Source organism: Kiloniella antarctica, assembly GCF_042682825.1.
GTDB lineage: Bacteria > Pseudomonadota > Alphaproteobacteria > Kiloniellales > Kiloniellaceae > Kiloniella > Kiloniella antarctica.
Map to the genome: position 1 here is coordinate 856,417 of NZ_JBHUII010000001.1, position 16,245 is coordinate 872,661.

The following is a 16,245-nucleotide window of genomic DNA, read 5'->3' on the forward strand; positions in this document are numbered from 1 at the left end:
TTTAAACAAATGAATAGATCTGGCCATGGCAAAGTCCTCCTTCTTAAAATACCCCCTTGCAGCAATGGCCTTTTGTTTTTCAGCAAGCATCTCTGACAACACTCCACTTGCCCAGGAACCTTCTATCCAGAATGGCGCTGTCGTCATTATGTATCATCGATTTGATGAGGATAAATACCCAAGCACAAATACGAGCCTGGAAACCCTGCGTGCTCATATTGAAGAGCTTAAAGGCGGCCCCTACAACGTCCTCTCGTTGGAAGATATTGTCGATGCGATCTCTAATAATCAACCACTTCCCGACAGAACCATCGGCATTAGTATTGATGACGCCTTTCTCTCTTTTTACGAAAAGGCTTGGCCGGAATTCAAAGAGTCTAATCTTCCAGTTACCATTTTCACCTCTACCGCCCCTGTTGAGAAAAGCCTCCCTGGGTATATGAGTTGGTCTCAATTGAGAGAACTATCCGCTGACAGTCTCATCAATATAGGCAACCACGCCCATCAACATACTCATATTGTTGATCTTGATGCAGAGGCTCAAACCTTATCCATCGACAAATCCGATCAAATTTTCCGACGCGCACTTGGCAAAAGACCTCGCCTCTTTGCTTATCCTTACGGCGAAATTAGCCTTCAACTCAGCAATATTCTTCGTGCAAAAGGCTTCAAGGCTGCCTTTGGTCAAAATTCAGGGGCTATATCCCGACAGCCTGACTTGATGCAGCTTCCCCGTTTTCCTTTTAATAACCGCTTCGGAACCCCTGATCGCTTTGAATTGGCCATTAACAGCCTGCCATTACCTGTTTCTGCCGTTTTGCCGGAAGATCTCTTTCTGACTGACGCCCACAACCCTCCTTCTCTTGGCTTCACGATTTCAGAAGGCATCAAGACACGGGAAGATGGCACCTATAGAGGCCTGAATTGTTACAGTTCACAGAACGAAATATCTCTGCAGCAACTAGGAGCTGGACGCATAGAAGTCCGCCTCTCCGCTCCCTATGAACCAGGAAGAGCAAGGGTAAACTGTACCATGCTCGGCCCAGATGGACGCTGGCGCTGGTTCGGACAACAATATTACATTCCTCAATAGAGAAATCTAAATTGTTAGTCTTTAAAGTTATTGTGATATTTAATCAGAGCAACCCTTTAAGAACGTTGATCCGCGCGATCATCAGATAACCTAACGCCGTCAAAGTCCTGTAATCGATTGCTCTTAATAACAACCTGAATAGCTGAAATATAATCTTCTGCTTCTTCAGAATAGGCAAGAAGTGCACCCGTTAGAGCGTAACCATTTAGATTTTGATTGCCCCGTAGTGTTGCGCGACGCGCTCTAAAGTACTGATAAGAGTTATTTGTATTCAGATTATGAGCGTAAGCTTGAATCGAATCATACAGTTTTGAAAAACTTTTTACCTTGAACCCTGCATCTTCTTCGATAGCTTCTGGAAGCATTCCGACACTCTCACTTGACCACGTTCTTTGTCCAAATAAGGCATTTCCTTGCCGTGCAAACCGTGAAGTTCCCCACCCACTCTCCTGAATAGATTGAGCTAAAGCCAAGCTAACGGGAATAACATCTAATCGTACGAGCAATTTTTTAGGATCATTGTAAGAAAACCCATATTTTTCAGAAAGCATCGTCAACCAGACAATTTCGTCCTTTTTAACAGGTTTTCCCTCATTCAAATTTTTAGAAATGGCAAGAACACGGGCTCGATCCGCCACAATACGTTCGTTAACCCTCAGAATAAGCGGCAGAACAGCTCTAATAAAAAGACTCTTTTTAAGCCCAATGTTTTTTTCTTCATTCAAGTCATTGGGTAATTTTTTAAGAAAGAGCCGAGGTACGCTTTTTTTCTGTCTTCTAACTTCCGAGAGAAGATAGTCTTGTCTGTCAAACAATGCCTTCAAGGCTGTACGAGACTTTGCCGTTATTAATTGCCCTGCGGGCTGTCTGATTAGGTCGCGGCCTAACGAGTGATTATCTTGAGGGATTAATTGATATGCGAGATAAATCGGCAGCACGATCATCAACGCCCAGACAGATATCTGGGCGCATAAACCAATCGTATTACCCTTGCCAGATTGACGAGAGATCATTTCGGTTCAAAAATAATTTTGATACTATGCGCTAGCCCGAACTTCTGTGACTTCCGGAATATAGTGCCGCAGCATGTTCTCGATACCCATTTTCAATGTTGCGGTTGAACTCGGGCAACCAGCACACGCGCCTTGCATATGAAGATATACAACGCCGTTTTCAAAGCCATGGAATACGATATCCCCCCCATCCTGCGCTACTGCAGGGCGCACCCGAGTATCCAAAAGCTCTTTGATTTGAGAGACAATTTCGTCGTCATCTTCACCAGATGCCTCTGCATGACCCGAAATACTTTCGGCACCATCGACCATCACAGGGCGACCCGCGGTGAAATGTTCCATGACCGTACCAAGAATGGACGGTTTTAAAATATACCATTCTTTGTCTTCAGATTTTGTGATTGTAATAAAATCTGCTCCAAAGAACACACCCGTCACTCCTTCAACGTCAAAGAGACGCTGTGCAAGCGGGGAATTACTAGCAGCTTCTTTAGCTTCAAAGAAAGCCGTCCCGCCATCCAAGACAGGGCATCCCGGAAGGAATTTCAAGGTCGCAGGATTAGGGGTCTGTTCTGTTTGAATAAACATTATTTGCTCGTTTATATTCGTAGGAGTTCTAGTTCTTATATGTAATCTTGCCGTGCACATTCAAGTCCCAAGTGACAAACCATTGTTCAACTTGGACGAAGAACAAAAATTTAGGCTAACTAATTTCATCAATATCAGCAGGTTCCAAGTTGTCTGGTACAACAGTAATAGGAACCCTTAATTTTCCAATATGCTTTCCCATCAAGGCCGTTAATAGAGGCCCAGGTCCCCCGGATCCAGAACTTGCTCCCAACACCAGAATCGAGATCTGGTCGTCTTCGTTCACAAGCTTAACCAGTTCATCCCGGCGGTCCCCTTCACGCATATAAAGCACGGGAATTTGTCCAGAATACTCAAGGACTTCCTCCCCCATTTTTTGCATCAGGTTTTCGGCTTCAGCGCGTGCTTCTTCCTGCATCAAATCACCGACCGCAGCCCAGTGATTAAATTCAGCAGGTTCGATCACATAAAGCAACGCGACCCGCCCACCAGTGTGCAAAGCCCGGCGACAGGCAAACCGCATGGCCTGTTGCATTTCTTCACTTTCATCGACCACAACAAGAAAGATCCGATCTTTTGCACCGTGGTCCCTACACATCTTTTCTTTAGTTGTCTGATCAGTAGCGTCTGTATCACTCAATGTATTACCCTTTACGGAAAGCAAGATGACCGATCCAACCGGATATCAATGCAATGAATATCGCAATGATACCATACATCGCTCCATTAAGATGTGCATAGTCATAAATTTCGGCTTCAAGTCCAATCTTGGAAACGGAGAGCGGCGTTGTCCTTGCATCAACAATCTGCCCATCGCGTAAATGATAAACACTTACAAAATAAGTTCCCGTCGGTACATTTGACGGTAACTCAAACTCAGTTTTGAACAAATGTTCACCCAGGAAAATGACTTCTGCACTCTCCAACTGGTAATTTCCAGATCGCATCAAATTACGAATAAGTGAATTTTTCCAGTCCCGCGCAAGAGAGCCCGCAGCTTTGGTGACTGGTAGGTCCAACCCAATATTATTAAATCCTATATTATTAAGCGCACGGGTAGCAGAAGACGTTATCTCCTCCAGTGGTCCCGTGGAAGCCGTCGCATAAAAACTCGGCACACCTTCAAATGTCATACCTGCTGTGTTCATCCAAATACCCGCTACCCGGCTTTTTCTCAACATTTTGAAATCGGTATCTGGCCCCCGCATAATAACCAACACATCACCAGGAGTATTAATACTGCCATATAGCTGAATTCGATCCCCAGAAAAATCTGCCCTGATCGCAACCAAATGGCTCGACAAGTCTGCTTCAATGGCGTTTACCTGCTTCACGCCCCCTACGGTCCATAAACTGGCAAGACCTAATATCAGTGTTAGGCAAAGAGAAAATACATCGCAAATTTTCCTCATAACCTTGCCTCTATCGAATAGAGGTCAGCAGGGGTCACAAGCAAATCAAGAAAGAGCTTACCACAGACCATCACAACCATGATCCCCAGTAACAACCTCAACCAATCTCCCTGCATCTTAGCACCAATACGTGTGCCAAGTTGAGCACCAAGAACAGATCCGACCAAGAGCAAAAGTGCTAAAACAACATCGACCGTCTGGTTTTGGGCCGCCTGCAAAAAAGTGACGTTAGCCGCAACAAAAATAATTTGAAAAAGAGATGTGCCAATCACCATCGCGGTTGGCATTCCCAGCATATAAATCATAGCCGGAACAAGAATAAAGCCACCACCGACACCCATTATGGCAGACAGAACACCGACGAAGAAACCAATCGCAAATGGCAATAGCGCTGAGATATATAATCGCGATTTACGAAATCGAATTTTTAAAGGTAATCCATGAAACCAATTGTGTTCGTGTAATTTACCCCGCCTCGCCCCGCCCGATCTTCGGCGTCTAAAAACAGCCTTAAGCCCTTCGAGCATCATCAGCAAGCCAATGGTACCGAGAAAAACAACATAGGATAAATTAATAACGAGATCAATTTGCCCCAGACTTTTCAAAAAAGTAAAAAGTCCAACCCCAATTGTGGAGCCAATAAAACCACCAATGAGCAATATCCAACCCATGAGGAAGTCAACATTCCCCCGCCGCCAGTGGGCAAAAACACCAGAAACAGAGGCTGCAATTACATTATTTGCCTGAGTAGCAACCGCTACAGCTGGGGGAACACCAATAAATATGAGGAGTGGTGTCATAAGGAATCCCCCACCTACACCAAATATCCCTGATAACAGACCAACGCCACCTCCCATTGCAAGAAGGAGTATGATGTCTACGGATATTTCAGCGATCGGCAGATATACTTGCATCCCGATCAGCCGTTAGTGCAATAGGTTTGCATATGGCTTTACTCTATTTTGGCTTTGTTTTGACGGTAAACCTTTTTTGTGAATCTATCATAGCTCACTCAATAAAGAATCTAGCCTGCTTAGCCAAAAAGGAAAAGGGGTCAGTTTCGATTTTTTTGTTGTATTTCAACTTTTTGATTAAAGGTTTTTTAATTTTATCCAATTTTGAAATACCCAAAATTTCAAACATCACCTCTCTCGTACCATTTAAAAAATGGCACTCAACCGAAGTTGAATGCCTTTTTTAAATTCATACCAGATACCAGAGTATTATAATTTTGAGTGTAACTCTGTTAAGGGCGAAGGAAACCAACCGCATCGAAAACTTCTTTCATAACCGGTGCAGCAAGAGCCGCAGCACGATCAGCACCATCCTTTAAAACCGCATCTACATGAGATTTATCATCCATAAGCCGTTTCATTTCTTCCCCCATAGGTCCCAGCTTTGATACCGCAACGTCTGTCAGAGATTTTTTAAAGTCAGCAAAGCCTTTGCCTTCAAACTCGCTCAATACGCCGGACAACTCCTGATCCTGAAGCGCTGCATAAATTGAAAGCAAGTTAAAGGCCTCAGGGCGATCTTTACGGATTTCGGCTGGAAGAACACCGTTTTCATCCAAAATATCCAGTCCAGGAATAAGATGCTGGTCACTGGTTGCCTTTTTAACTTTTTTGGCGACCGTATCAGCATCATCCATCATCGTAATACGGCTGTAGTCAGACGGATCCGACTTACTCATCTTTTTACTGCCATCACGTAAAGACATAATTCTTGTTGCCGCACCAAAAATAAGGGGTTCTGGTACGGGGAAAAGATCTACATTAAAATCATTATTAAACTTGATCGCAATATCGCGTGTCAGTTCAAGATGCTGCTTTTGATCTTCGCCAACGGGAACGTGGGTCGCTTTATAGGCTAGGATATCCGCAGCCATCAAATTCGGATAAACATAAAGCCCCGTTGAAGCTTTTTCGCGATTTTTCCCTGCTTTATCTTTGAATTGCGTCATGCGGTTGAGCCAACCAATCCGAGACACACAATTAAAAATCCATCCGAGCTCAGCGTGTGCTGACACTTGAGATTGATTAAAAATGATATGTTTTTTGGGGTCAACACCTGCCGCAAGATACGAAGCAACCACCTCACGGGTATTATCAACCAATTGCTTTGGATCTTGCCAGACAGTAATGGCATGCATATCTACAACACAGAAGATACATTCATAATCGTCTTGCAGACGCACAAAATTGCGAATAGCGCCGAGATAGTTACCAAGATGTAGGTTCCCTGTAGGCTGCACGCCCGAGAAGATACGCTTCATGGGAAAAGATCCGTTCAATAGCGGTTATTTATAAAATTTTAGAGCAGGCTTTATCGCCGTTCAAAACCACCTGGTCAAGAGGCAGGATCTAGAGACAGATAGAGCAAGTAAAAACAGGTCAATGTCTTGCAGACCACCGGCTATAAGAGCAAAGTGTCAAACCAAGAGTTCATTACAAGAGCTCACCGTCTAAACATATACATTAAGAGAAAGGGAAGATCGGCACAGATGTACTAAGTCAATCCTCCTTTCTATCTTCCGATTTTCAATTCTGCCAAGAATAGAAATAAGCTTAATTGAACAAGTTGTTGGGATCATAAACAGGTTCGCCCCCAAGAAGTGTAGCCTCTACCCTCACCTCGCCAATTTCACGCACTGGCAAATTAAAAATATCGCGATCCAAAACCACAAAATCAGCTTGCTTTCCCACTTCTATGGATCCTGTCTCATCCTCATGGTGCAAGAGTTTGGCAACATTGATTGTCATCATCTCCACGACAGATCCAATATCTTCAAAAGCATCCTTTTCCTGAGTTAATACAGCTTGAATTTTGAGAAGCGGGGACAAGTCTTCCGCATCCCAATCACTGCTCAAAACCACATCAACACCCGCGTCGTATAACTTACGCGCAGGCATTAACCCCTCGGCACGTGCACCGATAAATCCTTCCAAGTACCGTTTCGTTTCCGGATTGGTTGAACTCGGGGCCAACTGAAAATCGGTGACAACACCCAATTGGGTAAATCGCGGCACGTCTTTTTCATCAACTAGATAAAGGTGGGTAATACGGTGACGCATACCTGTTTTTGAATTTTGCTTTTTAGCCTGCTCCAAGGCATCCAGCGCGAGGCCAACCCCGCGATCTCCCGTGGCATGGAAATGAAGTTGAAACCCAATGTTTTCCAACTTTGAGACATACTTAAAAAGAGTTTCTTTATCAAAATATAGAAAGCCTCTTTCCAATTCTTGGGGAAGATTTAATGCCTGCTCGTAAGGCGCGTAAAGAGCCCCGGTTGCTTGAGATAGGATACCATCAACATAAATTTTGGCCTGATTAAACCGCAAGAGCCCATCAGGATCATTCATATAACGTTTTTCGAACTCAGCCATCTGCTCCTCAAAGGGAAGATCAGGATAAAGGTAAAGCGCGTTACTGGCGCGTACGGTCAAAACACCCTCTTGTTCAGCCCGCACCCACGCTTCCTGATGGCCACGAGGCCAATATCCACCCGCATCGCTCACCGTGGTAATACCGTTCTCGGCCAGTACACCCAGAGCACTAATCAGACTATTATAGGCAAAATCAACGTTCTCGTCTGTTGGCGGGAGTGCCGCATTACGCAGTTTTTGTTGAGCATTTTCAAAAACGACGCCCGTTAATTGTCCGCTTAACAGATCTCGATCAAGAATGCCGCCCGGGGGATTTATGGGCGGATCTATGGGGGGATCAATTGGTAAATCACTATAACCAACCGCTTGTAGAGCTTGCGAATTTGCCCAGGCCCCGTGCCCAAGATTATCCAGGATTACCGCGGGGCGATCCGGGATAAGCTCGTCTAAAAACACAACCGGAGAATCAACCGTCTCAAGCAGTGCTGGCATGGAGACACCAGCCCCAATAAACCAATCCGATTGATCTTGTTCCTCCAGGCAGTATCCAATTTCTTCACGGTAAGTATCCGCGCTCCCTTCTGCGGGAAGGAAACACGCGGTCTCATTTATACCAGCTTCAAGGGCATGAAGATGGGGGTCTTGAAAACCTGGCATAAGCAATCTCCCGCCAAGGTCAATAACATCATATTTTTGCCCGACCTGTTTTAAAAGTTCACTTTCCGAACCAACTGCCGTAATTGTTCCTTTTTCAACCAAGACTGCCTCTGCCCAAGGCATGCCTCGATCAACCGTGTAAATATTGGCATTTACAATAAGGTAGCCTTCATCGACAGCATACCCATTCGAAATAAGACCTATCGTCATCAGGGAGGCTATAGTTCCAATTTTAAGGACCTCCGGGACAATCGTATTTACGGAGAGACTTTTTTTATTGAACAACTTCATGATCTTGCCACCAGAGGGATACGGATTTCGGTTAAGAGTTTTGCCACGACAACGTTCATTGGGTCATTGTGGTAAATCTCAATTGCAGGGCCATCTGCAGCTTCACGCCCTGAATCAGGAAGCCAGCCTCCATAGATCCAGTCATAGGCCTCATCAAGATAGTCGTAAGCCCCTTGAAAATGAGCGACGGCAAATTGACCCGCTTCTATCGTTTGCTTTTGCATTTCACCAATCTCACAAACCAAATTTGGAATCACAATCCCTGCATCTGCTCTCAAGTACTTACTCTCTGTAATGTTAGAGTCATCATGAGAAAGCATAATGATCTCTGCATCATCCCATAATAGTATATTGGCCTTCTCGGCAAGCGCATAGAGCTTATCAAAAACAGGTTCCACCTCTTCATAGGCTCCCTGATGGCGGACAAAAGCAATGTGCATTTCGTCATGATTTTCTATCTGAACATTTAATTTCATGGGTCCATCCTTATCATCCCACAAGCGATCAAATTGAAATTCCATCGCTGTGGTCCAAAGCCCGTTGGGCGCTTTATCAGGAAAGCAAAAACCACTTTCCTTCCGATAACGACTAGGGGTGACACCAAATGATTTTTTGAAAGCGCGACTGAAAGATTCCGGCGTTTCAAACCCTGCATCAAATGCGGCCTCCGTCACGGATTGTTGGGTATAAAGCAAATCACTCGCCGCCCTTTCCATCCGCAACCGCTTCACATGACTGCCAAGATTCTCCCCAACCAAGCCTCGGAAAATTCGATGAAAATGATAGGGTGAAAAATGTGCAATATCCGCAAGCTGAGCCAGGTTCAATTCTTGATCAAGATGTTGCCGAATATATCCCAACACCCGTTGAAGACGACGCTCGTAATCTATACGTGTCAAAGGCTTAACAGATATGACAGGCGTTAATGGCATAAACTTGGGTCACTCCTCTTCGTTGAAAGCACCCTAGGCGATCGTATTTATAAAAACCTGACCATTTTTGCTAACTATACCACGTTCTGGTTCTTCGAATTGGCGGACACTGATAAGGACGCCTTTACCAGTGCCCGCCTTTTCTAACAATAAAATCATTTTAGTGTTTTAATATTGGTACTTACCTTTGATTTCTCTTGATTAAGGAATAAGCTTTCTAACGCTTTATCAAGAGATGGGTAAGCAAAACTGTACCCCAGAGCAATTGCCTTTGAGGGCGAAATCTTCTGACCTTCCAGAAAGATCCCGGACATTTCACCGAGCATTGTTTTCAACACAAACGCAGGGACAGGAAAAATTACGAGCCGATTAAGAGCTTTGCCTAGCGCTTTCATGAAACCTGAATGCCGAACTGAGTCAGGAGCTGTGGCATTGAACACGCCACTTACCTTTGGGTTCGTCTGTGCAAAGTTAATCAAGCCTAGTACATCCTGGAGATGAACCCAAGGCATCCACTGCTTGCCACTTCCCATTATCGTGCCTAATCCGAAACGAACCGGTGCAGTTAAACTTGGTAAGGCACCACCATCGCGTCCAAGTACTATGCCCAACCGTAAAATGGCAACCCTCACACCATATTTTTTTGCTCTTCTGGCTTCGGCTTCCCATTGCTGGCAAAACTCTGACATGAAAACCGGTTGACCTTCACTTTTCTCATCAAGCAATCTTTCTCCACCATCGCCGTAATAGCCTACAGCAGAAGCGCTTATTAGCACCTCTGGCTTATCTTCTAATCTGGCAATAAGGGCGATTAACGCATGCGTCGTACCAATCCGACTATCACAAATGCGTTCTCGGCGGGCTTTACTCCAGGGAAGGCCGATCACCGCCTCTCCTGCGAGGTTCACAATGCGATCAATTTTGAAGTCATTGGAAATTTCATCTAAATTTTTCACTACCCTCACATGAGATCCAAAGGCATTCTTTGCTTTCGCTTCGTCTCTTGTCAGGACAATTACTCTTTCCCCCCGAGCAAGTAGATCACGAGTCAATGCTTTGCCCACAAATCCCGTTGCCCCTGTTATCAATACTGTTTTTCGAGCATTACTTTCTCCCACATAGATAGGATCTCTTAGGCATTCAGGGGTCTGTAGTGGCCCAAGCTTGATCACAGCGTAAAAATCTCTCACTCCCCAGAAAAAGACCCCAATAGCATAGAGGGTCATTACCCATGAAAGCACGCCATAGTCTGCTGGCTTAACAATACTTGCATCCAGGCTCCACTCCCACAAAATTGGCAAGAGCAGAATCAAAACAGCACCATAGTTCATCGCAAGTACCGTATGCAGCACACGCTCCAGAGGCGGTAACTTTCTGGTCATGTCTTCTTCAATAAAATCCCATAAGGTAATACCTACTTCGACCACCAATAAGACCATCGTAAATATACCAAACAAACCATGCCATGTTGCCCACCCCAACATGATGAAAAGAAACGCGTATATAAATTCTCTGGCGCTATGAAGCATAAGCTCCTTTCGCGCACCGGGTTTGGACGGAAGAGCTTCGGTTATTTCGTGGTGCCAGAAGTTATCAAATGCGCCCATCACTCCTTGGACAACCAGTAAGCTAAGCACGAGTAGCATTTTTCATCTCCTCTTCTTTAAAATAGCCATTTTGAAAGGCAAGCTTTCCAAACAATGGATGGCAGACCTCTAATATGAATTGGAACCAGTTATCGCCAATATCCCGGTGTGTTACACGTAACTTACCAGGGCTCAGCAAGCCTGGCAGAGCAATGCGCTTACCAAACATTTGCAGATAAAAGCTTGTAGAAATGAAGTGAAGCGCACCTCCTTCCTCTAGGAGTCTCAGCTTCATGCCGAAGTGTTTTCCAAAACACTCCAATAAACCTTCTTTTTGACTGACCAATTTTGTCGTTTTCGCTATTTGTATTTTGTTTGGCGTAAAGTAGTAATGACGCTCCCAAACAACCCCGCCTGCACGATCAGGATCGTCAAAGGTAATCACATCGCAAGGAACATCCTTTCCCCGGGACCAAGCCATAGGCGTACCGATTAAACGCGCCGCCTGTGCCATGATCAACCCAAGCAACGTCGCCTCTATCCTATCCATCTTTCCGCGATAAATATGTGTACTTCCCAGTTTCGCGTCACGACCAAAACGCTTGCGAATGGCTGGACGTAGCCTCAACCACGCGGCATCACCGAGCAGGGCACGAATATGTAAAGGATCATTCTGAACTCGAGTTGGCTTGAGACATGGACCCGGAAAGGACTCTAAAACTATGATCGGATCTACAGGAGAGGTTCTTCTATGCTGTTTTTTATTTGGCATTTCATTTCCTCTATTTCTGTAATTTCTGTCTTAACAGAAATCAACAAACCTAAAATAAGGCGAGTACAGCACCCGCCTTTAGATTATTTACCGACGAATCTTGCGACCGTGGCCCCCAACATCATGATTTTTATCAATGTCTTTGTTGGCAACCGGCTAATCTGTTCATACCAAGTCGTCAGGTTCGTGATAAAATCGAGCATGTCTTGCATGCGCTTTAAACTTTCCGCAGGTATGTCGCTTTCCTCGGAACCATCAAGCACACATTTCCGTAATGTAGAGAGTGTTGGTGCGATCTCACGCTGTTTACGCGCATTTGCAATTGTCAGTAACATTTCCCACAAATCGTGTGTCGCTTCGAAATGATCCCTTCGATCTCCAAGGACATGATGGAGATGAATAAGCTCCCAGCCCTGTAACTCTTTCAAGCTTGTACTGACATTGGACCTTGCAATATTCAGGGTTTCGGAAATTTCTTCTGCATGCATTGGCCTTGCAGCGAGATACAACAAGGCATGGATCTGGGACACAGACCTGTTTACCCCCCAACGAGAGCCCATTTCTCCCCAATGCAAGACGTAGCGTTCCATGGTAGGTGTGAGTATCATAGCTAAGTTCCGAAATTTCTGTTATTACAGAAATATAAGAATACACGAAAAAAGTCAAGCTATGTAATTTACCTTTTAAGCATAAAAAAAGGCCCGGAGGAATATTCCTCCGGGCCTCTAACTCAGCCCTTTAATTAAAAGGGAAAGCTTATCGATCGATTAGTTCCAGCTTTTAACAAGCTCGTCATAATCAATAGTCTCACCCTGAGGCTTCTCATTAGCCAATTTGGCTTTTGGAGAACCCGGTTGGCTCAGCCAGTAACTGGCTTCTTTTTCTTCGTTCAGCTTAGGACCACATTCGCCCTGAACGCCTGCGCGCTCCAGACGACCCAGTACTTTATCTTGAGCTGCTGCGAGTGAATCCATAGCTTCTTGTGGTGTTTTTGCACCAGAGCTTGCATCACCAATATTCTGCCACCAAAGCTGAGCCAGCTTAGGATAATCAGGAACGTTGATACCTGTTGGAGTCCACTGTAGACGTGCTGGTGAACGGTAAAATTCGATCAAACCACCAAGTTTAGGTGCACGTTCTGTGAAAGAAGCGTGCTGAATGTCACTTTCACGAATGAAAGTAAGGCCAACGTGGCTTTTCTTCAGAGAAACAGTTTTAGCAACAGTAAACTGAGCATAGAGCCAAGCAGCTTTACGACGGTCAACCGGTGTGGATTTCATCAGAGTCCAAGAACCCGCATCCTGATAACCAAGCTTCTGACCTTCTTCCCAATAAGGGCCGTGTGGAGAAGGTGCCATACGCCATTTTGGCGTACCATCTTCGTTCACAACTGGCAGGCCATCTTTTACCATGTCAGCTGTAAAGGCTGTGTACCAGAAGATCTGCTGGGCAACAGCGCCCTGAGCAGGTACAGGACCAGCTTCACCAAAGGTCATGCCTGGTGCAGATGGGGGAGCGTAGGCTTTGAGCCAATCAACATATTTGGATACGGAGTAAACAGCAGCTGGGCCGTTTGTCGCCCCACCACGGGAAACAGAAGATCCAACTGGGCTACAGCCCTCCATGCGGATGCCCCATTCATCAACGGGAAGACCGTTTGGAATGTGCTTGTCACCAGCGCCAGCCATCGAAAGCCATGCATCAGTAAAACGCCAGCCGAGGGATGGATCTTTTTTACCGTAATCCATATGGCCGTATACTGGTTTACCATCGATTTCCTTCACATCATTTGTGAAGAAGTCAGCGATATCTTCATAAGCAGACCAGTTTACCGGAACACCAAGATCATAGCCGTGTTTAGCTTTAAATTTAGCTTTGATATCTGGATCGGAGAACCAGTCATACCGGAACCAGTAAAGGTTTGCGAACTGTTGATCAGGTAGCTGATAGAGTTTGCCATCTGGGCCAGTCGTAAATGATGTACCGATAAAGTCACCAAGATCAAGATCAGGGTTACTAACGTCAGCACCTTCACCAGAGATCCAATCCGTAAGAGGAACAACCTGCTGGTAACGATAGTGCGTACCAATCAGATCAGAATCGTTGATGTAAGCATCATAGATGTTTTTGCCAGACTGCATTTGAGTTTGCAGTTTCTCAACAACATCGCCCTCACCGATCAGGTCGTGATTAACCTTGATACCTGTGATTTCATAGAACGCTTTAGCAAGAGTTTTTGATTCGTACTCGTGCGTCGTAATGGTTTCGGAAACCACATTAATTTCCATGCCTTTAAAAGGCTCAGCAGCTTTTGCAAACCACTCCATTTCACTCATTTGGTCAGCTTTTGACAGTGTCGAAGGCTGAAATTCATTGTCGACCCAGTTTTTTGCTGCAGCGGAATCCGCTTGAGCTGCTCCTGCTGAGAGGACTAAAGCAACGGCTGTCAGCGCGCCACCAAGATAACGGGACTTCATTATTATATCTCCCTATTTATTTAATCAGTAAACGAGAATTATTTTCTCGCTACCCCACACATTGCCCTCTTGCCTTACACCCACCGAAACACGATGAACGCATAGGCAGCACTTACAACGAGGGCCCACCAAAGCTGAATATCTAAAAAGAATAGCCAGCCAAGGTGAATAAAAGCGCTACCAAGCAAAGTAATGAACAATCGATCCCCGCGCGTGGTTGGAATATGAAGAATTCCAACCCGTTCTCTTTCCGGAAATTTGATTGCCAATACGGTCATCACAACAAGTGTTGTTGCAATAATGAGAAAAAATATAGCCGTTGGCCAAGTCCAGGCCATCCAGTTCAATTCCATGATACGGACTCCTTATACCCGGCCCAGGGCAAAACCCTTGGCAATGTAGTTACGAACAAAATATATCACCAGAATTCCTGGGATAATGGTCAAAATCCCCGCCGCAGCAAGTACACCCCAATCAAGGCCAGAGGCTGAAACCGTCCGTGTCATCGTTGCGCTGATAGATTTGGCATCGACAGACGTCAGGGTTCTGGCAAGCAGGAGTTCCACCCATGAGAACATGAAGCAGAAGAACGCTGCGACACCGATCCCGGATGAAATCATCGGTGTAAAGATCCGGGTAAAGAAACGCGGGAAAGAATAACCGTCAATATAGGCCGTTTCATCGATTTCACGCGGTACGCCAGACATAAATCCTTCAAGGATCCATACTGCTAAGGGAATGTTAAACAGACAGTGCGCCAACGCCACAGCAATATGCGTATCAAACAATCCAACAGAAGAGTAGAGCTGGAAGAACGGCAGAGCAAAGACAGCAGGTGGTGCCATACGGTTGGTGAGCAACCAGAAAAACAGATGTTTATCGCCCATAAAGTTATAACGCGAGAAAGCATAGGCTGCAGGTAGCGCCACCAAGAGCGTAATGATCGTGTTCAACACCACGTAGATCGTGGAATTTATATAACCATTATACCAACTCGGATCCGTAAAAATAACGATGTAGTTGGCGAACGTCAGATCCTGAGGCCAAAGGCTAAAGGTACTTAGTATTTCTTCGTTTGTCTTCAACGACATGTTTAAGAGCCAGTAAATCGGCAACAGCAAGAAGACAATGTAAAGAACGGTGACGAGAGCTTTCGTTTTCATAACTTAGTTCTCCGCTCTGTCTAGATAGCTCATAACTGTAAAGAAAACCCAGCTGAAGAGCAGAATAATGAGGAAGTAGATCAAGGACATTGCCGCAGCAGGACCAAGATCAAACTGCCCGATTGCCATTTGAACCAAGTCAATGGAAAGGAATGTCGTATCATTACCCGGACCACCACCTGTTACCACGAACGGTTCGGTATAAATCATAAAGCTGTCCATAAAACGGAGTAAAACAGCAATCAATAGAACCCGGTTCATTTTAGGTAACTGAATATAGCGGAAGGTTGCCCACTTACTGGCGCCGTCAATTCTTGCAGCTTGATAATAAGCATCAGGAATCGACTGTAAACCTGCGTAACACAGTAAAACAACCAACGAAGTCCAGTGCCACACATCCATCACGACAAGCGTTACCCACGCATCGATCGTATTTTGAGTGTAATTGTACTCAATACCAAGATTATCGAGAGTAGCGCCGAGCAGACCAATATCAATCCGACCAAAAATTTGCCAAATCGTACCGACTACATTCCATGGAATAAGGAGCGGTAAGGCCATTAAGATCAAACAGAAAGGTACCCAGAATCCTTTGCGGGGCATTGCCAGCGCAATACCAATACCAAGGGGTATTTCTATTGAAAGAATGATGAAAGAAAACAGAAACTGGCGCCCCATGGCTCCATGGAAACGATCAGATCGCAGAATTTCCCTAAACCACTCCAAGCCTGCCCAGAAAAATTCGTTATTACCAAATGTATCCTGAAAAGCGTAGTTCACAACCGTCATCAAAGGAATAACAGCAGAGAACGCAACGATCAACACCACGGGCAACACGAGCCACCAGGCACGGTTGTCAGACCATTTATTCATGA

General features: G+C 45.2%; 16 protein-coding genes. 1 reads left to right on the forward strand and 15 read right to left on the reverse strand.

Annotated elements, in window-relative coordinates; all coding sequences use genetic code 11:
• Window positions 1-25 precede the first annotated feature (25 nt).
• Entirely contained in the window at window positions 26-1,093 is a 1,068-nt protein-coding gene (locus tag ACFSKO_RS04110) for a polysaccharide deacetylase family protein (protein WP_380248692.1), read from the forward strand.
• Between the two features lie 56 nt (window positions 1,094-1,149).
• Here ACFSKO_RS04110 and ACFSKO_RS04115 read toward each other — a convergent pair whose 3' ends face one another.
• From ACFSKO_RS04115 to ACFSKO_RS04185, 15 genes are all read right to left on the reverse strand, one after another.
• Window positions 1,150-2,106 (reverse strand): glucosaminidase domain-containing protein, encoded by a 957-nt coding sequence (locus tag ACFSKO_RS04115; RefSeq protein WP_380248694.1) that lies wholly within the window; start codon window positions 2,104-2,106, stop codon window positions 1,150-1,152.
• Window positions 2,107-2,130: 24 nt separating this feature from the next.
• Entirely contained in the window at window positions 2,131-2,694 is a 564-nt protein-coding gene (locus ACFSKO_RS04120) for a NifU family protein (protein ID WP_380248696.1), read from the reverse strand.
• A 115-nt stretch (window positions 2,695-2,809) separates the two neighbouring features.
• A complete protein-coding gene (locus tag ACFSKO_RS04125; protein ID WP_380248698.1) occupies window positions 2,810-3,334 on the reverse strand; it encodes a universal stress protein in 525 nt (174 codons plus the stop codon).
• A gap of 4 nt (window positions 3,335-3,338) precedes the next feature.
• Window positions 3,339-4,106: a TIGR02186 family protein gene (locus tag ACFSKO_RS04130; RefSeq protein ID WP_380248700.1), complete on the reverse strand. Its 768-nt coding sequence runs from the start codon at window positions 4,104-4,106 to the stop codon at window positions 3,339-3,341.
• On the reverse strand, window positions 4,103-5,020 hold the full coding sequence (locus ACFSKO_RS04135; protein WP_380248702.1) for a sulfite exporter TauE/SafE family protein: 918 nt from the start codon (window positions 5,018-5,020) through the stop codon (window positions 4,103-4,105). The genes ACFSKO_RS04130 and ACFSKO_RS04135 overlap by 4 nt, the downstream gene beginning before the upstream one ends.
• 332 nt (window positions 5,021-5,352) lie before the next feature.
• Window positions 5,353-6,381, reverse strand: a complete 1,029-nt coding sequence (trpS, locus tag ACFSKO_RS04140; protein ID WP_380248704.1) for a tryptophan--tRNA ligase — start codon at window positions 6,379-6,381, stop codon at window positions 5,353-5,355.
• Window positions 6,382-6,673: 292 nt separating this feature from the next.
• Window positions 6,674-8,440 carry an amidohydrolase gene (locus ACFSKO_RS04145; RefSeq protein WP_380248706.1) on the reverse strand — a complete coding sequence of 589 codons (1,767 nt, stop codon included), beginning with the start codon at window positions 8,438-8,440 and terminating at the stop codon, window positions 6,674-6,676.
• Window positions 8,437-9,372 (reverse strand): AraC family transcriptional regulator, encoded by a 936-nt coding sequence (locus ACFSKO_RS04150; RefSeq protein WP_380248708.1) that lies wholly within the window; start codon window positions 9,370-9,372, stop codon window positions 8,437-8,439. The genes ACFSKO_RS04145 and ACFSKO_RS04150 overlap by 4 nt, the downstream gene beginning before the upstream one ends.
• A gap of 155 nt (window positions 9,373-9,527) precedes the next feature.
• A complete protein-coding gene (locus tag ACFSKO_RS04155; protein ID WP_380248712.1) occupies window positions 9,528-11,018 on the reverse strand; it encodes a TIGR01777 family oxidoreductase in 1,491 nt (496 codons plus the stop codon).
• Window positions 11,002-11,730 carry a DUF4166 domain-containing protein gene (locus tag ACFSKO_RS04160; RefSeq protein ID WP_380248714.1) on the reverse strand — a complete coding sequence of 243 codons (729 nt, stop codon included), beginning with the start codon at window positions 11,728-11,730 and terminating at the stop codon, window positions 11,002-11,004. The genes ACFSKO_RS04155 and ACFSKO_RS04160 overlap by 17 nt, the downstream gene beginning before the upstream one ends.
• Window positions 11,731-11,813: 83 nt before the next feature.
• Window positions 11,814-12,338: a GbsR/MarR family transcriptional regulator gene (locus ACFSKO_RS04165; RefSeq protein ID WP_380248716.1), complete on the reverse strand. Its 525-nt coding sequence runs from the start codon at window positions 12,336-12,338 to the stop codon at window positions 11,814-11,816.
• A gap of 159 nt (window positions 12,339-12,497) precedes the next feature.
• Window positions 12,498-14,207 carry an ABC transporter substrate-binding protein gene (locus ACFSKO_RS04170; RefSeq protein WP_380248718.1) on the reverse strand — a complete coding sequence of 570 codons (1,710 nt, stop codon included), beginning with the start codon at window positions 14,205-14,207 and terminating at the stop codon, window positions 12,498-12,500.
• Window positions 14,208-14,281: 74 nt separating this feature from the next.
• Complete coding sequence (locus ACFSKO_RS04175) at window positions 14,282-14,560, reverse strand: DUF2160 domain-containing protein (protein ID WP_380248720.1); 279 nt, start codon at window positions 14,558-14,560, stop codon at window positions 14,282-14,284.
• Between the two features lie 12 nt (window positions 14,561-14,572).
• A complete protein-coding gene (locus ACFSKO_RS04180) occupies window positions 14,573-15,370 on the reverse strand; it encodes a carbohydrate ABC transporter permease (RefSeq protein WP_380248722.1) in 798 nt (265 codons plus the stop codon).
• A 3-nt stretch (window positions 15,371-15,373) separates the two neighbouring features.
• Window positions 15,374-16,243, reverse strand: coding sequence for a carbohydrate ABC transporter permease (locus ACFSKO_RS04185; RefSeq protein WP_380248724.1), 870 nt, complete (start codon window positions 16,241-16,243; stop codon window positions 15,374-15,376).
• Between the last annotated feature and the right edge of the window lie 2 nt (window positions 16,244-16,245).

What these genes read in the sequence shown, in the direction of transcription:
- ACFSKO_RS04160 (WP_380248714.1), bottom strand. Translation starts at nt 11,730, where the DNA reads ATGCCAAATAAAAAACAGCATAGAAGAACCTCTCCTGTAGATCCGATC.
- ACFSKO_RS04165 (WP_380248716.1), bottom strand. Translation starts at nt 12,338, where the DNA reads ATGATACTCACACCTACCATGGAACGCTACGTCTTGCATTGGGGAGAA.
- ACFSKO_RS04110 (WP_380248692.1), top strand. Translation starts at nt 26, where the DNA reads ATGGCAAAGTCCTCCTTCTTAAAATACCCCCTTGCAGCAATGGCCTTT.
- ACFSKO_RS04180 (WP_380248722.1), bottom strand. Translation starts at nt 15,370, where the DNA reads ATGAAAACGAAAGCTCTCGTCACCGTTCTTTACATTGTCTTCTTGCTG.
- ACFSKO_RS04155 (WP_380248712.1), bottom strand. Translation starts at nt 11,018, where the DNA reads ATGCTACTCGTGCTTAGCTTACTGGTTGTCCAAGGAGTGATGGGCGCA.
- ACFSKO_RS04150 (WP_380248708.1), bottom strand. Translation starts at nt 9,372, where the DNA reads ATGCCATTAACGCCTGTCATATCTGTTAAGCCTTTGACACGTATAGAT.
- ACFSKO_RS04145 (WP_380248706.1), bottom strand. Translation starts at nt 8,440, where the DNA reads ATGAAGTTGTTCAATAAAAAAAGTCTCTCCGTAAATACGATTGTCCCG.
- ACFSKO_RS04120 (WP_380248696.1), bottom strand. Translation starts at nt 2,694, where the DNA reads ATGTTTATTCAAACAGAACAGACCCCTAATCCTGCGACCTTGAAATTC.
- ACFSKO_RS04175 (WP_380248720.1), bottom strand. Translation starts at nt 14,560, where the DNA reads ATGGAATTGAACTGGATGGCCTGGACTTGGCCAACGGCTATATTTTTT.
- ACFSKO_RS04130 (WP_380248700.1), bottom strand. Translation starts at nt 4,106, where the DNA reads ATGAGGAAAATTTGCGATGTATTTTCTCTTTGCCTAACACTGATATTA.
- ACFSKO_RS04135 (WP_380248702.1), bottom strand. Translation starts at nt 5,020, where the DNA reads ATGCAAGTATATCTGCCGATCGCTGAAATATCCGTAGACATCATACTC.
- trpS (WP_380248704.1), bottom strand. Translation starts at nt 6,381, where the DNA reads ATGAAGCGTATCTTCTCGGGCGTGCAGCCTACAGGGAACCTACATCTT.
- ACFSKO_RS04115 (WP_380248694.1), bottom strand. Translation starts at nt 2,106, where the DNA reads ATGATCTCTCGTCAATCTGGCAAGGGTAATACGATTGGTTTATGCGCC.
- ACFSKO_RS04170 (WP_380248718.1), bottom strand. Translation starts at nt 14,207, where the DNA reads ATGAAGTCCCGTTATCTTGGTGGCGCGCTGACAGCCGTTGCTTTAGTC.
- ACFSKO_RS04185 (WP_380248724.1), bottom strand. Translation starts at nt 16,243, where the DNA reads ATGAATAAATGGTCTGACAACCGTGCCTGGTGGCTCGTGTTGCCCGTG.